The sequence below is a fragment of the Caloramator sp. ALD01 genome, from assembly GCF_000472625.1.
Taxonomy (GTDB): domain Bacteria; phylum Bacillota; class Clostridia; order Clostridiales; family Caloramatoraceae; genus Thermobrachium; species Thermobrachium proteoclasticum.
In genome coordinates this window covers 26,026-41,302 of sequence record NZ_AXAA01000020.1, presented here as the reverse complement: position 1 = coordinate 41,302, position 15,277 = coordinate 26,026, and the positions used below count along the sequence as shown (strand labels likewise).

The 15,277-nt window shown below is 31.2% G+C and carries 14 protein-coding genes and 1 tRNA gene; 10 read left to right on the top strand and 5 right to left on the bottom strand.

Annotated features, from left to right (window positions below; genetic code table 11):
• Positions 1-450 precede the first annotated feature (450 nt).
• A complete protein-coding gene (locus A3M9_RS0108885) occupies positions 451-690 on the bottom strand; it encodes a hypothetical protein (protein WP_027308922.1) in 240 nt (79 codons plus the stop codon).
• 506 nt (positions 691-1,196) lie between these two features.
• On the opposite strand from A3M9_RS0108885, the gene A3M9_RS0108880 reads away from it, so the two are divergent.
• The 5 genes from A3M9_RS0108880 (at position 1,197) to A3M9_RS0108860 (ending at position 3,943) form a co-directional block, all read left to right on the top strand.
• Positions 1,197-1,835, top strand: a complete 639-nt coding sequence (locus A3M9_RS0108880; protein ID WP_027308921.1) for a hypothetical protein — start codon at positions 1,197-1,199, stop codon at positions 1,833-1,835.
• Between the two features lie 389 nt (positions 1,836-2,224).
• Positions 2,225-2,431 carry a hypothetical protein gene (locus tag A3M9_RS0108875; RefSeq protein ID WP_027308920.1) on the top strand — a complete coding sequence of 69 codons (207 nt, stop codon included), beginning with the start codon at positions 2,225-2,227 and terminating at the stop codon, positions 2,429-2,431.
• A 39-nt stretch (positions 2,432-2,470) separates the two neighbouring features.
• Positions 2,471-2,794, top strand: a complete 324-nt coding sequence (locus tag A3M9_RS0108870; RefSeq protein ID WP_027308919.1) for a hypothetical protein — start codon at positions 2,471-2,473, stop codon at positions 2,792-2,794.
• Between the two features lie 408 nt (positions 2,795-3,202).
• Positions 3,203-3,559, top strand: a complete 357-nt coding sequence (locus tag A3M9_RS13560) for a YtxH domain-containing protein (protein ID WP_051350668.1) — start codon at positions 3,203-3,205, stop codon at positions 3,557-3,559.
• Between the two features lie 3 nt (positions 3,560-3,562).
• Complete coding sequence (locus A3M9_RS0108860) at positions 3,563-3,943, top strand: DUF948 domain-containing protein (RefSeq protein WP_027308918.1); 381 nt, start codon at positions 3,563-3,565, stop codon at positions 3,941-3,943.
• Positions 3,944-3,951: 8 nt separating this feature from the next.
• On the opposite strand, the gene A3M9_RS0108855 is transcribed toward A3M9_RS0108860, so the two are convergent.
• Positions 3,952-4,353, bottom strand: a complete 402-nt coding sequence (locus A3M9_RS0108855) for a hypothetical protein (RefSeq protein ID WP_027308917.1) — start codon at positions 4,351-4,353, stop codon at positions 3,952-3,954.
• A gap of 136 nt (positions 4,354-4,489) precedes the next feature.
• On the opposite strand from A3M9_RS0108855, the gene tadA reads away from it, so the two are divergent.
• The gene (tadA, locus tag A3M9_RS0108850) at positions 4,490-4,924 is read left to right on the top strand and encodes a tRNA adenosine(34) deaminase TadA (RefSeq protein ID WP_198011959.1); all 435 of its coding nucleotides are present in this window, start codon (positions 4,490-4,492) and stop codon (positions 4,922-4,924) included.
• Here tadA and fetB read toward each other — a convergent pair.
• Genes fetB through A3M9_RS0108835 form a run of 3 tightly spaced genes read right to left on the bottom strand, consistent with a single transcriptional unit; the run spans position 4,919 to position 6,643 of the window.
• Positions 4,919-5,707 (bottom strand): iron export ABC transporter permease subunit FetB, encoded by a 789-nt coding sequence (gene fetB / locus A3M9_RS0108845; RefSeq protein WP_027308915.1) that lies wholly within the window; start codon positions 5,705-5,707, stop codon positions 4,919-4,921. The two genes, tadA and fetB, sit on opposite strands and share 6 nt — an antisense overlap.
• Before the next feature lie 5 nt (positions 5,708-5,712).
• Positions 5,713-6,330 carry an ATP-binding cassette domain-containing protein gene (locus A3M9_RS0108840; RefSeq protein ID WP_027308914.1) on the bottom strand — a complete coding sequence of 206 codons (618 nt, stop codon included), beginning with the start codon at positions 6,328-6,330 and terminating at the stop codon, positions 5,713-5,715.
• Between the two features lie 4 nt (positions 6,331-6,334).
• Complete coding sequence (locus tag A3M9_RS0108835) at positions 6,335-6,643, bottom strand: PadR family transcriptional regulator (RefSeq protein ID WP_027308913.1); 309 nt, start codon at positions 6,641-6,643, stop codon at positions 6,335-6,337.
• 134 nt (positions 6,644-6,777) lie between these two features.
• Here A3M9_RS0108835 and A3M9_RS0108830 point away from each other — a divergent pair.
• The 4 genes from A3M9_RS0108830 (at position 6,778) to A3M9_RS0108815 (ending at position 14,924) form a co-directional block, all read left to right on the top strand.
• Positions 6,778-6,867: transfer RNA gene (locus tag A3M9_RS0108830), tRNA-Ser, on the top strand.
• Positions 6,868-7,107: 240 nt separating this feature from the next.
• A complete protein-coding gene (locus tag A3M9_RS15025) occupies positions 7,108-12,204 on the top strand; it encodes a S8 family serine peptidase (RefSeq protein WP_051350667.1) in 5,097 nt (1,698 codons plus the stop codon).
• A gap of 190 nt (positions 12,205-12,394) precedes the next feature.
• A complete protein-coding gene (locus tag A3M9_RS0108820; RefSeq protein WP_035166233.1) occupies positions 12,395-14,068 on the top strand; it encodes a formate--tetrahydrofolate ligase in 1,674 nt (557 codons plus the stop codon).
• 10 nt (positions 14,069-14,078) lie between these two features.
• Positions 14,079-14,924: a bifunctional 5,10-methylenetetrahydrofolate dehydrogenase/5,10-methenyltetrahydrofolate cyclohydrolase gene (locus A3M9_RS0108815; protein WP_027308911.1), complete on the top strand. Its 846-nt coding sequence runs from the start codon at positions 14,079-14,081 to the stop codon at positions 14,922-14,924.
• Positions 14,925-15,277 lie beyond the last annotated feature (353 nt).

Below are 15,277 nucleotides of genomic sequence, written 5' to 3'. Positions count from 1 at the left end.
TTTATTATAATTTTAAATTAATTAAAATGCAAAATTCATATAGGTTATTTATATTATATTATCAATATAAAGTATAGGTTATTCTATTTTTTTCTTTATGTTTTAAAATTTATGTTGTCACTGACAACATAATGACAACGCACGAAATGAAATTTTATAAAAAATAATACAATGAAAAAGGACAAGCACTTGCTGAAAGCCTTGAAAAATCTAATGTTATAGAATGGGAAAATAAGACAAAACATAAGAAAAAACATATTTTTAAGGTTTCCTAAACCGTGTGTCGCACGTTCGAATCGTGTCAGGTGCACCACGAAAGTCCTTGAAAACAAATGTTTTCAAGGACTTTTTTATTACTAAAATGACGCTTTAATAATTTAGCTCAAGCCAATAATTTATTCAGGACAAGAATTACTATTATAATCAAAAAAATAAGACCTCAAAGGAGGTCTAACGACTCATAACAGATTTTAAATCGTTCATAAACTTATAAGTTTCTTCAACCTTGTAGAACTCTTTATCAACTTCTTTGATGAAAGTTAAAATTGTTTGTTGTGTTTTTTCAATAGAATCAAGTCTTAATTCAATAGAACCAAGCCTTGAATTGATAGAATCAAGTTGTTGATAAACAGAGCTAAGCTTTTCATCAAAAAGTTTTTCAAGAGCCTTTAAAAGCACTTCATTTTCCATAATAACACCTCTGAAAAAATACTGCTAATAAATTATAGCATAAGTATTATAGAAATAAAAGATTGAAAGAAAAAGAGAAGTAATATGAACTAAATTATGGGTTAGAAAATGCCTAATTTTATACATTTAAATTATTAACTTGAATTTAAATTTTAAATTATCTAAAATAGTAAGTACAATCTAAATGTTACAAAGAGTTAATGAGAATAAGTTTTTTAAAATGTAAGAAATGCAAATCAATAATTTATTAGGAAATTAATAATTTTATTTTAAAGGTGGTTGCTAATGAGGTTAAAATTTAAAATTTTTTATGTGTTAATTTTGATGTTTTTTTTATTTTAACAGGATGCAAAGTATCTGGTTTTAATAATAAAGATTCGGTATCTTATAAAAACATAGAGAATGTAGATATATCCACAGAAAATTTTAATTTAGCAGATATAAAATATAAGTTTAACTTAAAAGGTATAGATGTTAACTATAAAAATTTAAATGGTATTGTGAATTTGTTAAACGTATATTCCTTAAATAATGAAAAAAAGATAGAGATTAAATACAGGTCTACTGTAAGTAATGGTAATGTTAAAGTTATAATGATAAATGATGAAAATCAAATTATTGAGTTATTAAATGGAGCAAAAGAAGGTAGTATGAAGTCTACAATTAATAAGAATATAATTATAAAGTGTATTGGTGATAATTTTTCTGGAAATATTAAGTTAGATATTTTATATGATGAACAACCTATTGAAAAAAATGACGAAGAACTGAAAGAGCAAGAAAAAATAGCTAAATATTTAGATGATGGAGAATATTTTATAAATAAAATTAATGTAAAGGATAATTATGCTTATGGTAACATATATAGAATAAAAGTTATCAATAAAAAAATTGATATGATTGCAAAGATAAAAGTTCAAGGAGAAATACAGAATCAGTTAGTAGAGTCTAAATATAATGATGATGGGTGGGGAAATTCAGGTTATGTTATTTTGGACTTTAGTGATGGTGAATTAAAAAGTATAGAAATAAAAATTACACACAAAAAGAGAGAAGCTTCTAAATGGGGATTTGAAGAAGGAGTATACAAGCCTATAGATATTGATAAAAAAATACCTCAAGAAATATTAGATTCATTAAATTAGTATTTATATATAATATAAATTATGAGAAGCTATATAATGGCTTATAAAAGGTGAATTAAAATGAAAAAATTAAGATTTTTATATTAATTTTAATAATTGTATTTTATTTTACCAGTTGTAATAAAGTTAATATTAAAAAAGAAGATGAAAAAAGTAATAATTTAAACAAACCGCATTATTTAACTGAAAAATTTATTTTAAAGGATGTAAGTTATAACTTTAACTCCAAGGGTATTGATATAAATTATAATTAATTAAAAGGAACTATAAGTTTACTAAATATTTATTCATTAACCAAGCAGAATAATGTAAGTATAAAGTATAAATTAAATATTAATAGTGGAAGTGTAAGGATTATATTAGTAACACAAAATGATGAGGTAATAAATTTGTCTGAAAATAAACAAGAAGGAGTTGTTTATTCAAAAATTTATGGAAACAATATTATAAAATGTGTTGGTGACAACTTTACAGGTAATATAAAGATAGATGTTCAATTTGATGAACAAACTATTGAAAATAAAAAGAATTTAGAAAGTATCAATGATAATGCATTAAATAATTTAAATGAAGATAATAAAAATAATTATATGTAATATAATGGAGAATGGGTAGGCAAGGATGGTTTAAATAGTTTGTACATAAAGTTTATTAGTAATGATACAGCAGTTGTTAATTTATATTCCATATCAGATAAAAATGCTACACATATAGCAAATACTGAAGACTTTAAAGTGAAATTTGATAAAAATGGAGAAGGAAATTTTGTATTTAATGAAGACGGATGGGGGAGTTCAGGAATTGGAAAAATTAAAATATATAAAGATAAAATTGAGGTTAAAATTAAAATAAAACAAAATCAAGAATATGGAAGTTTATATTGTATTTTTGGTGGAAAACAAAATATTATATTTGATAATCACAATAGCAAAGAGTTTAAACCATCTTATAATAATTGATTTAAGATATTTGGAATTTATATCCTTTGGAGGCAGTGAGTCAGATTATTTTAACCAAACAGCAACAGAAGTCTCCCACTTCTATAAGTAGGTGATGAATGTTGTAAAAATATATAAAAAATGCTACAATTATTAGAGCGAAAACCAAGCTAAGATTAGCCATGTAAATGGTACATCTGGGGAAGGAACAGCCCTTTGAGCGTGGGATAACTTGCTCTGTTGGGAGTATTGACCACGAAGCCACTACTTCTATAAGTGGGGGTAGTTCACATAGCAACATTTATTACTCACTTTTCTGATACTAAGTAATAAATGTTGCTTTATTTTTTATCTTAAAATCTAATATTTGTCGAAATAGTTTACTTTTTTATACTTTGTGGTATAATATGACAAAAGGAGGTTGATACTATGAAAAGGTTTGACATTGATTTAAGAGGAGAAAAGAGAGCAAAAAAGAGCTTAAGGAAAGGTCTTGCAGCGGGTGTAGCTATAGGTGCGGCACTTGGAGCAATTTCAGGTATATTATTTGCACCAAAGTCAGGTAAAGAAACAAGAGAGGATTTAAAGGAGGGTGCAAAGGAGGCATTAGATAAAGCAAAGGAAGTTGCAGAAAACGTAAAGTCAAAGTTTGTTAAGACAAGTTGCTGCTGTGAAGGAGAAGAATGTTTAGAGGATTTTGATTGTTGCTGTGAAGATGATATGGGCTGCTGTTGTGGAGAAGATGAAGATTGCTGCAATGATGAAGAGGAAAAAGAGGGAGAATAATATATGGGTAGTTTAACTTTAACTATAACTTTAAGTGATATACTTGCGTTAGTTGGTATAGTTGCAGTAATTTTTATTACATACTATATAGTTACTACTTTAAAGAAGTTAGGTTTAATGGCAGACAAGATTAACAGCATATTAGATACAAATAAAAACAATATAGATAATACATTAAATACCCTACCTAAGCTTGTTGATAATGTGAATAAAATTGCAGCAAGTATAGAATCAAAGGGTGATGAGGTAGGAGATATTGTATCAAGTGTAAATGAGGTTGCAGCAACTGTGGATGATATAGTATCAGCAGTTTCTGATGTTGTTGATGTGTTTTCACAGTTCAGGAGTCTTTTTTCTAAAAAGAAGTTTAAAATAAAGCGATAAGCATAGGCTTATCGCTTTATTTTGTAGAGAGTGTCAAACTTTATTTGATTTGGATATTTGCTAATAAATTCATTGAAGTTAATTTCTACGGTTTCAAATTTAGATAAAAAGGATTCAAAGTCCTTATTTTCTTCAAGTAGAGGTTCAACATCATCCTTTTCGCTATCTATTATTATAAAATTAAAGTTGCCTTCAATGTTAATAAGTACGTCCTTTACATTGTCAATTAATCTATGGGGACTTACTGCAATGTCGCAGGCACAGTGACCGTTACTTATATGATATAAATTTTTATCCTTAATTTCAACTAAATTAGATAAGTTTTGTACATAAAGGCTGCTCTGTTCGTTTCTTTCTATAACCTCTTCGTTAATAGTATTACTTGTTTCGGCAAAAATAAAATAACACATATAATCACCCCTTTTGTTTTATTAATTATATATTACCAAAAAAAATTATTAAAGTAAAGTAATTGTCGTTATAATTGTGTTTATTTTATTATTAACATAATTTATAATATCTTTGGGTGATGTTATGGAGTATTTTATGAATGAGGCTATTAAGGAAGCAAAAAAATGCCTATATTTAGATGAGGTTCCAGTTGGTGCTGTGATTGTTAAGGATGGGAAAATAATAGGAAGAGGACATAATTTAAGGGAAACTTTAAAGGATGCAACAGCCCACGCAGAGATAATTGCAATAAAGGAAGCCTGTAAAACGTTGGGTGGATGGAGGCTTATTGACTGTGAAATATATGTAACTTTAGAGCCCTGTGTTATGTGTGCTGGAGCGCTTGTAAATAGCAGAATAAAAAGGCTGGTTTTTGGAGCCTATGATAAAAGATTTGGTGCCTGTGGAACACTTTATAATATAGCCTACGATGAGAGATTGAATCATAGGATAGAGGTTATAGGAGGAGTGCTTTCTAAGGAGTGTGCAGAACTTTTAAGTAATTTTTTTAGAAAAAAGAGAGGATTATAGTTCCTCTCTTTTAATTTGCATTCTGTTATTAAAGAAGGTTTTATAACCAAATAATAGGAATATAATTACGCTTATTGATACACTACCTAAAATACCAAGCATAATAGCAATTTGATATTCTATTGCAACTAAGGGCGAAGAGCCTGATAGTATTTGTCCCGTCATCATACCAGGTAAAAATACTATTCCCATTCCAACCATCGAGTTTATAGTAGGTAGTATTGCAGAATCAAAGGCATTATCTAATATTGGTTTGCAGGCGTCTTTAGGAGATGCACCGAGCATTAGTGAACATTCAATTACATCAACTTGATTTTTAAATCCATCAATTAATTTGTTTATTCCAAGGCTTATTCCTGTCATAGAATTGCCTATTATCATACCAGCAAGAGGAATAAAGTATTGAGGATTATACCAAGGCTTAATGTTTATGACTATTAAAATAAAATAAAACAGTGTAAATAATGTTCCAATTAGCATAGAAAAAACAACTACTTTTTTAAGTTCATAAGAAAGTTTAGTTTTAGAACGTTTTATTATGTTTTGTATTGCAAAAATCTCCATAATTGATATTACAAGGAGGGTTATAAAAGGATTTGGATTTTTTAATATATATGTTAGAATATATCCTGTTAAAATTAGTTGTAGAGTCATTCGAGTAGTAGATATTATTATTTCCTTTTCTCTATTTAAGCCTCTCCTTTTAACTATCAAAAGAAGAATTAGTATAAACAGATAGGCAGATAATACTTGCATTATTGATAATTTTACAGCTCCATTCAAATAAATCATCTCCTTTTAGTTATTTCAATTATGTGGTCAGAGTATTTTTTTGCTATTTCCTTAGAGTGAGTTACCATAATAAGAGTCTTATTATTTTTCTTTACATATTCTACTACATAATTAATAACTAAATCCTCTGTATTTTCATCAAGGGCAGAAGTTGGCTCATCTAAAAGTATAACTTCAGGGTTCATTATAAGTATCCTAATTAAACAAACCCTTTGTTTTTCTCCGCCAGATAAATTTTCAGCAGGTTCATTTAGGTTTTTATTTACATTAAATTTTTCTAAAAGATTTTCTATCTCTTTAATATCATAGATTTCAGACTTAGAAAATTTTTTGCCTATTAAAATATTATCCAGTATACTTCCCTTATATATAATAGGAGTTTGTGGAAGCATAACCACTCTTCTTCTTAAATCAATTGGGTTGTATTGGTTTATTTCTTTTCTGTTAAAATATATTTCCCCCTCATCAGGGCTTATTATGTTATTTAGCATTTTAAGTAGGGTTGTTTTCCCGCTACCACTTTCCCCTACTATGCATGTGACGGAGTTTTTGTTTATATTAAGGTTGTCAATATATAATATATCTTTATATTTAAGATTTTTTATTTCAAACATAGTTTTATCCTCCTATTTCATTAATAAGTTCTAACGCCTTTTCTTTTGCTTTTATAAGCACATCTTCACCTTCTTTAGTAATAGAGTAGTATTTTCTGATTTTTCCGTTTACGTTTTGTTCCTCTACAGATAGAAGTCCCTCTCTACAGAGGGTGTGAAGAATTGGGTATAATGTTCCAGGGCTTATATCATATCCGTGGTGTTTAAGTTCCTCCATAATCCAAGAACCATAAAAGGGTTTCTTTTTTGCGTGGTAAAGTATGTGTATTTCGATAAAGCCAAGGAAAAGTTTGCGTAATATTTTGCTATCCATTAATAAACACTCCTATCTAAATTCGTTATCGAAAATCGATAATAAAATTATATCATTATTGAAAAAACAATACAAGTTAACTAAATATAAAATGTTGACATTAAAAAATAATACATATATCATATTATTTAGATGGAGAGATGGCAGAGTGGTCTAATGCACACGACTCGAAATCGTGCGTACGGGTAACCGTACCGTGGGTTCAAATCCCACTCTCTCCGCCAAGATTTAATATTTATTAAAATTATTTTTTAAATATGCAAATAATAGGACGACAAAATTGTCGTCCTATTATTTTTTTTGTCGATGTTAAATTAATGTAATACAAATTTGGAATAATTTGCGAACGATTATATATACTCATCGTTTTAAAAATATAGTATAAATACAATAAAGGAAAAAAATGAAAAAGGAGGGATGAATTAATTTTATTCAATTTAAAAAATAAATAAAGGGGGATCGATATGAAGATGAAGAAATTTATTAGCTTCACGCTGTCTGTTGCTCTTTTGTTTTCAAGTTTAATGCCTATGACGAAGGCAGCAGAAAACAGACGTGCAAATCAAGAAAATTTGGTACAAAAGTTTAAATTGCAAAAGCATCTTAAAAACTTTAAGGAAGTTGATGCAAGAAGAGCATTAATTCAGAAGTTTGGTAATGCATCAATAGTTGATGACAATTTTGACAATATGAAACCAGAACCAAAAGAAAATGACAATGTAAGGGTAATAGTTGAATTTGATAATCCAACTGCATTGGATTTGGCAAATTCAAAAAATGTAAGTTTAAAAAACAATAAACAGTTAATTGACGATGTAAAGGCTAATCAAACAAAACTTATATCTCAAATTAGTAAGTATGGTAAAGTTAGACATACTTATCAAAGTGTTTTAAATGGTGTTAGTTTAACTGTTAAGTATAGAGACATAGATGCAATTAGAAAGATTAAGGGAGTAAAAAAGGTAACAGTTGCTAACAAATACTATCTTGATATGTCAACAGCTGTTAATATTACAAACTCACCAACTGTTTGGAACGAACTTGGATTTAAGGGTGAGGGAACTGTTGTTTCAATAGTTGATACAGGAATAGACTATACACATAAGGATATGAAGCTAACAGATCCAACAAAGGCAAAGCTTAGTAAAAATTCAATAACAGAAGGACCAGGTAAGTTCTTTACAGATAAGGTTCCATACGGGTATAACTATGCAGATATGAATACAGACATAATTGATAAATCTGGTAGTATGCATGGAATGCATGTTGCTGGTATAGTTGCTGCAAATGGTGAAATTAAAGGTGTAGCACCAGAGGCTCAAGTTCTTGCTTTAAAGGTTTTCTCAAATGATCCAACAAATGCTGGTGCCTTTACTGATGATATTGCAGCAGCAATTGATGATTCTGTAAAACACGGTGCTGATGTAATAAATATGAGTTTAGGTTCATCAGCAGGGTTTGTAATGCCTGATGACCCAGAACAAAGAGCAATAAAAAATGCAACAGATGCAGGGGTTGTAGTTGTTGTTTCAGCAGGTAATTCATATTACTCAACTTATCCATATGTAGCATATGCACAGGACCCAGATACATCTATAGTAGGTTCACCTGGTTTATTCCCAGATACTATACAAGTTGCATCATCAGAGAATACACATTTAAGACTTCCAGCTTTAACATATGTATTAGGCACTGAAACAGGTGATATGGGTTATACTATATCAGAAATTGATCCAGTTGGAGTATTAAAGGGAGAATATGAACTTGTTTATTGCAACTTAGGATTGCCTCAAGATTTTGAAGGAAAAGATTTAACAGGAAAGATTGCTTTAATAAAAAGAGGAGCTATATCTTTTGTAGATAAGAAGCTAAATGCACAAGCAGCAGGTGCAGTTGGTGTAATTGTATTTAACAGAGATGGAGATAATTCATATATTAATATGGCGACAGACCCATCAGTTAAAATTCCTGCTGTTTTTATAAACAATGCAGATGGAGTAAAGCTATTAAACAATATAGAAAATGGTGTTAAGGTTAAATTCCAAGGGAAGCAAGCAATTGCACCAAATACAAATGCTAATAAAATGTCAGATTTTTCATCTTGGGGTCCAACACCTGATTTGAATTTTAAACCGGATTTAACAGCACCAGGAGGACAAATCTATTCAACTGTAAATGCAAATAAGTATGAGACAATGAGTGGTACATCGATGGCAGCGCCTCATACATCAGGAGCTGTTGCACTTGTTGTTCAATACCTAAAATCAAAGAATATGGGATTAACTCCAAGGGAATTTGTTGAACTTGCAAAGAGATTATTAACAAATACAGCAGAGCCAATGATAGATAAGGCGGTAGGATTACCATATTTAACAAGAAAACAGGGTGCAGGATTAATTAAGGTAGATAAAGCAATAAGGACAAATGTTACAGTAAGTACTGAAGGTGGAAGAGCTGTTGCAGCACTTAAGGAAGTATCAAAGGAGACAACATTTAAGTTAAAATTAACTAACTTTGGTCAAGAAACTTATACATTTAATTTAGTAGATAAATATGGTGTTTTAACTACTTATCAAAGAAATGGTTTATTATACCCAAATGCTATGAAGCTTACAGGTGCATCAATTTCATTTAGTGAAAATGAAGTTACAGTTGCACCAAATGAAACAAAAGAGGTAACAGTAACTTTAAATGTACCTGAAAGTGCACCAAGTAATATATTTGTTGAAGGTTTTATTAGTTTAATAGAAAAGGATAGCAAAAATCCAGAAATAGTAATGCCATATATGGGATTCTATGGTGAGTGGGATAAGGTTAGAATTTTTGATGCACCAATGTGGGATGAAAATTCATATTATGCCCAAACAACATTAGTAGATCCAATGGGATACTATTTAGGAGTTGAGGGATATAATGAAGAATATGATATGCCAATTATAAATCCAAAATATATTGCAATTTCACCAAATGGAGACTCTATGTTAGATGGAGTAATGCCTCTTGTTTCTTTCTTAAGAAATGCAAAGGAATTTAAGATTGAGGTATTGGACTCCAATAAGAATGTTTTAAGAACTATTTCTTATGATAAGAACATTAGGAAAAATAGAGCAAGTGAACAATTGCCAGCTAAGTACAATTTTGATTGGGTATGGGATGGAATGCTCTATAACGAGGAAAAGGATGAATACTATGTAGCACCTGAAGGACAGTACTATATAAGACTTTTAGGTAAAGTTGATTTTGAAGGAGCAGAATGGACAGAACTTACAATGCCTGTAAAGGTTGACTTAACACAACCTGAAGTTGAAGTTTTATCAGGAGATAAACCAACAGGCTTAAATAAGTATGACTTGGAGTTTAAAGGCAATGACAATTTAGGAATAATGTACTACTTAGTTGCTGTAAATGGAAACTATGATAATATAGTAGAATTCAAGCCAACAGATGAACTAAAATTATCTGTTGACCTTGAAAATGGAGTAAATGTAATTGAAATAGTGGCAGTTGATTATGCAGGTAATTTCCAACTTAAGAGAGTAGAGGTGGATAATTCACTAATTAAATTCAATGTTGATAGAGTATATTATACAAATCAAAATGATGTATCAATTCAGTATACATTTGATGACTCTATTAGATATTTTGTAGATGACGTTAAGGTATTCTTTGATGGAGAAGAGTTAGAGGCTAATAATAAGCTTGAATTCAAAGAATTAGCAGAAGGAGAACACAAGTTAGTAGTTAGAGCGTATGCACATAATTCGCTTATAACAGAAGGCGAAGTAAAGATAGTAGTAGATACTACAATGCCAACCATAACTCCAGGATACAGTGGTTCAATGTTTAACAATAGAGAAGTATTGCTTTCAGGTGAAGTAAGCGAAATGGTAAAGAGCCTAAAGATTAATGGGCAAGAAGTACCTGTAGAACTTTGGTATATGTTTGATGGAGATTCAGATGAACCAAGATTAGCTTATATGTATTTTACACAAGTAAATTTTGAAAAGGACGGGGTAAATAGAATTTATGTTGAAGTAGAAGATTTAGCAGGTAATAAGAATAGCTATGCATATAAGGTATATGTTGATACAACTGCTCCAATACTTGATCTTGAAGGAATTAATAATGGTAAAGTAAAGGTATCAAAGGATGTAGACAAATACACTGTTAAACTAAATGTTTCTGATGAGGTATTTGGATACAGACTTTATGCAAATGGAAATCAAATCGCCTATGAAGAGAGCGAAGTTGGAAATGGAGTATCGAAGTCATATACTTATGATGTTAAATTGAAGGATGGAGTAAATAAAGTTACATTTAGAGCAGTTGACCTATTTGGATTTGAAACAGTAAAGACAGTTGAAATAATTAAAGATAGCAATGCCCCTGTAATTGAAATAACAAGTCCAGAAAGTAACGCAACATTTGAAACAAAGAAGGTTACTTTAAAGGGAAGAGTTACAGATAATGATAAGATTGAATGGGTTAAGGTTAATGATGAAGTTGTAAAAATAAATGAAAACGGTGAATTTGAAAAGGAATTAACATTTAGTGAGTATGGTCAATATGAAATCGTAGTTACAGCAAAGGATGAGGCAGGCAATGTATCAACTAAGACTGTTAATGTTAACCTTGTTAAACCTCATATAGTTTCAATTGAAGTAACTAAAGATAAAAATGCTGTAGAGAGAGGAGAAACTGCACAATTTAAGGCAGTTGCAAAATACTCTGACGGTAGTGAAGCGGATGTAACAGATACAGCAGTTTGGTTAAGTACAGCTGGAACAGTTGAAAAGGGATTATTTACAGCACCAAAGGATTCCTCAGGAAATGTGACTGTTAAAGCTTCATTAGAAGGTGTTGAAGCTACTTCAAATATTGAAGTTAAGGTGCCAGTTGTAAAGAGTCTTGAATTAAAGGCAGATAATTATACTTTCTTATTTAATAATACAGCTAATTTAACAGTTACAGCAACTTATTCAGATGGAACAGTAAAGGATGTTACTTCAGAAGTTAATTATGTAGTTTCCGATTCATCTTTGATTAGTTTAACAGGAAACAAGGTAAAGGGATTAAAGCACGGAGAAGTTAAAATATATGCAACATTAGATGGAGTAAATTCAAACGAAATAAAACTAAATGTAATAAAACCAGCAGAAGTTATCAAGAATATAATTAATGTAATAGCAAGCAAACTTAATATAAGAGAGAGTGCGACTACAAATAGTAAAAAACTTGGAACATTTAGCTATGGAGCAGAGGTTGAATACCTTGAGGTAGTAAATGGATGGTATAAGATTATATACAATGGTGATATAGCATACGTTTCAGCTAAATATGTAAAACCAACTACAAAGACTATATACAATAATGATGTAAAGGAAAAGAAGGTAACAACAACAATTGCCTTGAATGTAAGAAAAGGAGCAGGTGCAAAATATAGTAGATTAGGAACTATAAGAAAGAATACACAGGTTACAGTATTAGAAAAGGTAAATGGATGGTATAAGATAAATTACAATGGTAAGATTGGATATATATATGCTAAATATACAAAATAATTTTAAAGGGTTAGCGTAAGCTAACCCTCTTTTTTATCGAGGTTCCATAAAAGACAACTACTAAATTTGATAACTTTTTGAAATATTATAAACATTGATATAGAAGGATAGAATTAAATAGTGTAGAATATATTTTATAGAGAGTAGGCGGTATCTTTATTTATGTAATATAAATAAGAGGAGGGCGTTTATGTTTAAAACGGATATTGAAATTGCACAGGAGGCAAAGCTTTCAGACATCAGGGAAATTGCCAAAAAGCTTGATATTACAGAGGATGAGATTGAACTTTATGGAAAGTATAAGGCAAAGGTTGACTACAACATTTTAAAGAACAAAAAAAGTAGGAACGGAAAGCTTATTTTAGTTACGGCGATAAATCCAACTCCAGCAGGGGAAGGAAAAACAACAACTTCAATTGGACTTGCAGATGCTCTAACAGTACTTGGTAAGAGAACTGCAGTTGCACTTCGTGAACCATCTCTTGGACCTGTATTTGGAATAAAGGGAGGAGCAGCAGGGGGAGGCTACTCACAGGTTGTTCCAATGGAGGATATTAATCTTCACTTCACAGGTGACTTCCACGCAATTGGTGCGGCAAATAATTTACTTGCAGCAATGCTTGATAATCATATATATCAAGGGAATGAATTAAACATAGACCAAAGAAGGATTACTTGGAGAAGATGCGTTGATATGAATGATAGGCAGCTAAGGTTTATTGTAAGTGGGCTTGGAGGAAAGGTTAATGGCGTCCCAAGAGAGGATGGGTTTGATATAACTGTTGCATCAGAGGTTATGGCAATATTCTGTCTATCAAAGGATATAAATGACCTAAAGGAAAGATTATCAAGAATAGTTGTTGCATATAATAGAGAAGGTAAGCCTGTTACAGCGGGGGATTTAAGGGCACAGGGGGCAATGGCAGCACTTTTAAAGGATGCCCTAAAGCCTAACTTAGTTCAAACATTAGGAGGTACACCTGCCTTTGTTCACGGAGGACCATTTGCAAATATTGCCCACGGATGTAATTCAATAATGGCAACTAAGATGGCTCTTCATCTTGCAGATTATGTTGTAACGGAGGCAGGCTTTGGAGCAGACTTAGGTGCGGAAAAGTTTATTGACATAAAGTGCAGAATGGCAGGTCTTGAGCCAAGTGCTGTTGTTATTGTTGCTACGGTAAGGGCCCTTAAGTATAACGGAGGGGTTTTAAAGGATAAGTTAGGTGAAAAGAATCTTGAGGCACTTGAAAAGGGACTTCCAAATCTTTTAAAGCACGTTGAAAACATAACACGAGTATTTAATCTTCCTGCTGTTGTTGCCTTGAATAGATTTCCAACTGATACAGAGGAAGAAATTGAGCTTGTAAAGGAAAAGTGTAGAGAGCTTGGTGTTAATGTTAAGATATCAGAAGTTTGGGCAAAGGGTGGGGAAGGCGGAATAGAAGTGGCTGAGGAAGTACTAAGATTAATAGAAGAAAAGAATAGCAGTATGAATTTTGCTTATGATTTAAATATGCCAATAAAGGAAAAGATTAAGACAATAGCAAGAAGAATATATGGTGCTGAAGATGCAGTGTTTACACAGGATGCAGAAAAGCAGATTGCAGAACTTGAAAAGCTTGGATTTGGAAACTTGCCTATTTGTATGGCAAAAACTCAGTATTCATTGAGTGATGATGCAACAAAGCTTGGAAGACCAGAGGGATTTAAGATAACAGTAAGGGAAGTATATGTTTCAGCAGGTGCTGGTTTTATAGTTGCAATTACTGGAAGTATTATGAAGATGCCGGGGCTTCCTAAGGTTCCTGCAGCAGAAAAGATAGATGTAGATGAAAATGGCAGAATAACAGGACTTTTTTAGGAGGGATAGCTTGATACTATATGGGAAACAGGTTGCAGAAAAGCTTTCAGATGAAATAATAGAGGAAGTTAGGAGTCTTAAGGAGAAGGGTATAGGACCAAAGCTTGCAATAGTTAGAGTTGGAAGAAATGAAGGTGATTTATCCTATGAGAGGGGAGCGTTAAAGAGGGCAGAAAAGCTTGGTATAAAGGTTGAGGTCTTTGAATTAGAAGAAGGCGTAAAAACTGAGGATTTGATAGAATGTATAGACAAGATAAATAATGATGCTTTAATACACGGAATACTTCTTTTTAGGCCTCTACCTAAGAATATAGATGAAAATAAAATAAAAAACTACATAAATCCAAACAAGGATGTGGATTGTATAAATCCTATAAATGTAGCAAAGGTTATGGAGGGGGATAAAACAGGCTTTGCTCCTTGTACTCCATCGGCAGTAATAGAAATATTAAAACATTATGGCATTGAACTTAAGGGTAAGAATGTTGTGGTAATAGGAAGGTCAATGGTTGTTGGTAAGCCCTTATCTATGCTTCTACTCAATGAAGATGCAACTGTTACAATATGCCATTCAAAAACACGAAACTTAAAGGAAATAACAAAAAAGGCAGATATGCTTATTGTTGCCATAGGTCGTGCTAAATATATAAATAAAGAATATGTAGGAGAAAATACAGTTGTAATTGATGTTGGTATTAATGTGGATAATGTGGGCAACCTTTGTGGTGATGTTGATTTTGAGGACGTAAAGGACATTGTGTCGGATATAACCCCAGTTCCAGGAGGAGTTGGAGCTGTAACAAATACAGTATTATTTAAGAATCTTATTAATGCCTGCAGGTTACAGATAAAATAAACTTTTTAGGTGAGTTTAATTAGCCCTATGAAGGATTTTAAGGTATCCTTTCATTTCGCCAATCAAATCTAAGCTTTTTGTTGGAAAAGTCCTACCCTTGCGATGCCATCGTCCTGATGGCTTCTTGGTTCGACACGTCCTGTACTGAATTACGGACTTTTTCAAAGTCTAAAGCTACGATTTGCTAAAGCTTATGAAGGAGTGTAATAAAATCCTTTTATGGGGCTTCTTTAAATTAAAGACATCAAATAGATTGTTAATAATAAAAAAAACTTTGGCAAATAAATCCTTATAATACCCAAAACTCTTGCTATTTTAATGATTATAGCAATAATGAAATAATATATAATTGT

Bases quoted from the DNA above. Each gene is read 5' to 3' on its own strand.
- A3M9_RS0108885 (WP_027308922.1), bottom strand. From the start codon at position 690: ATGGAAAATGAAGTGCTTTTAAAGGCTCTTGAAAAACTTTTTGATGAA.
- A3M9_RS13560 (WP_051350668.1), top strand. From the start codon at position 3,203: ATGAAAAGGTTTGACATTGATTTAAGAGGAGAAAAGAGAGCAAAAAAG.
- A3M9_RS0108860 (WP_027308918.1), top strand. From the start codon at position 3,563: ATGGGTAGTTTAACTTTAACTATAACTTTAAGTGATATACTTGCGTTA.
- A3M9_RS0108855 (WP_027308917.1), bottom strand. From the start codon at position 4,353: ATGTGTTATTTTATTTTTGCCGAAACAAGTAATACTATTAACGAAGAG.
- tadA (WP_198011959.1), top strand. From the start codon at position 4,490: ATGAATGAGGCTATTAAGGAAGCAAAAAAATGCCTATATTTAGATGAG.
- A3M9_RS0108840 (WP_027308914.1), bottom strand. From the start codon at position 6,330: ATGTTTGAAATAAAAAATCTTAAATATAAAGATATATTATATATTGAC.
- A3M9_RS0108835 (WP_027308913.1), bottom strand. From the start codon at position 6,643: ATGGATAGCAAAATATTACGCAAACTTTTCCTTGGCTTTATCGAAATA.
- A3M9_RS15025 (WP_051350667.1), top strand. From the start codon at position 7,108: ATGAAGATGAAGAAATTTATTAGCTTCACGCTGTCTGTTGCTCTTTTG.
- A3M9_RS0108820 (WP_035166233.1), top strand. From the start codon at position 12,395: ATGTTTAAAACGGATATTGAAATTGCACAGGAGGCAAAGCTTTCAGAC.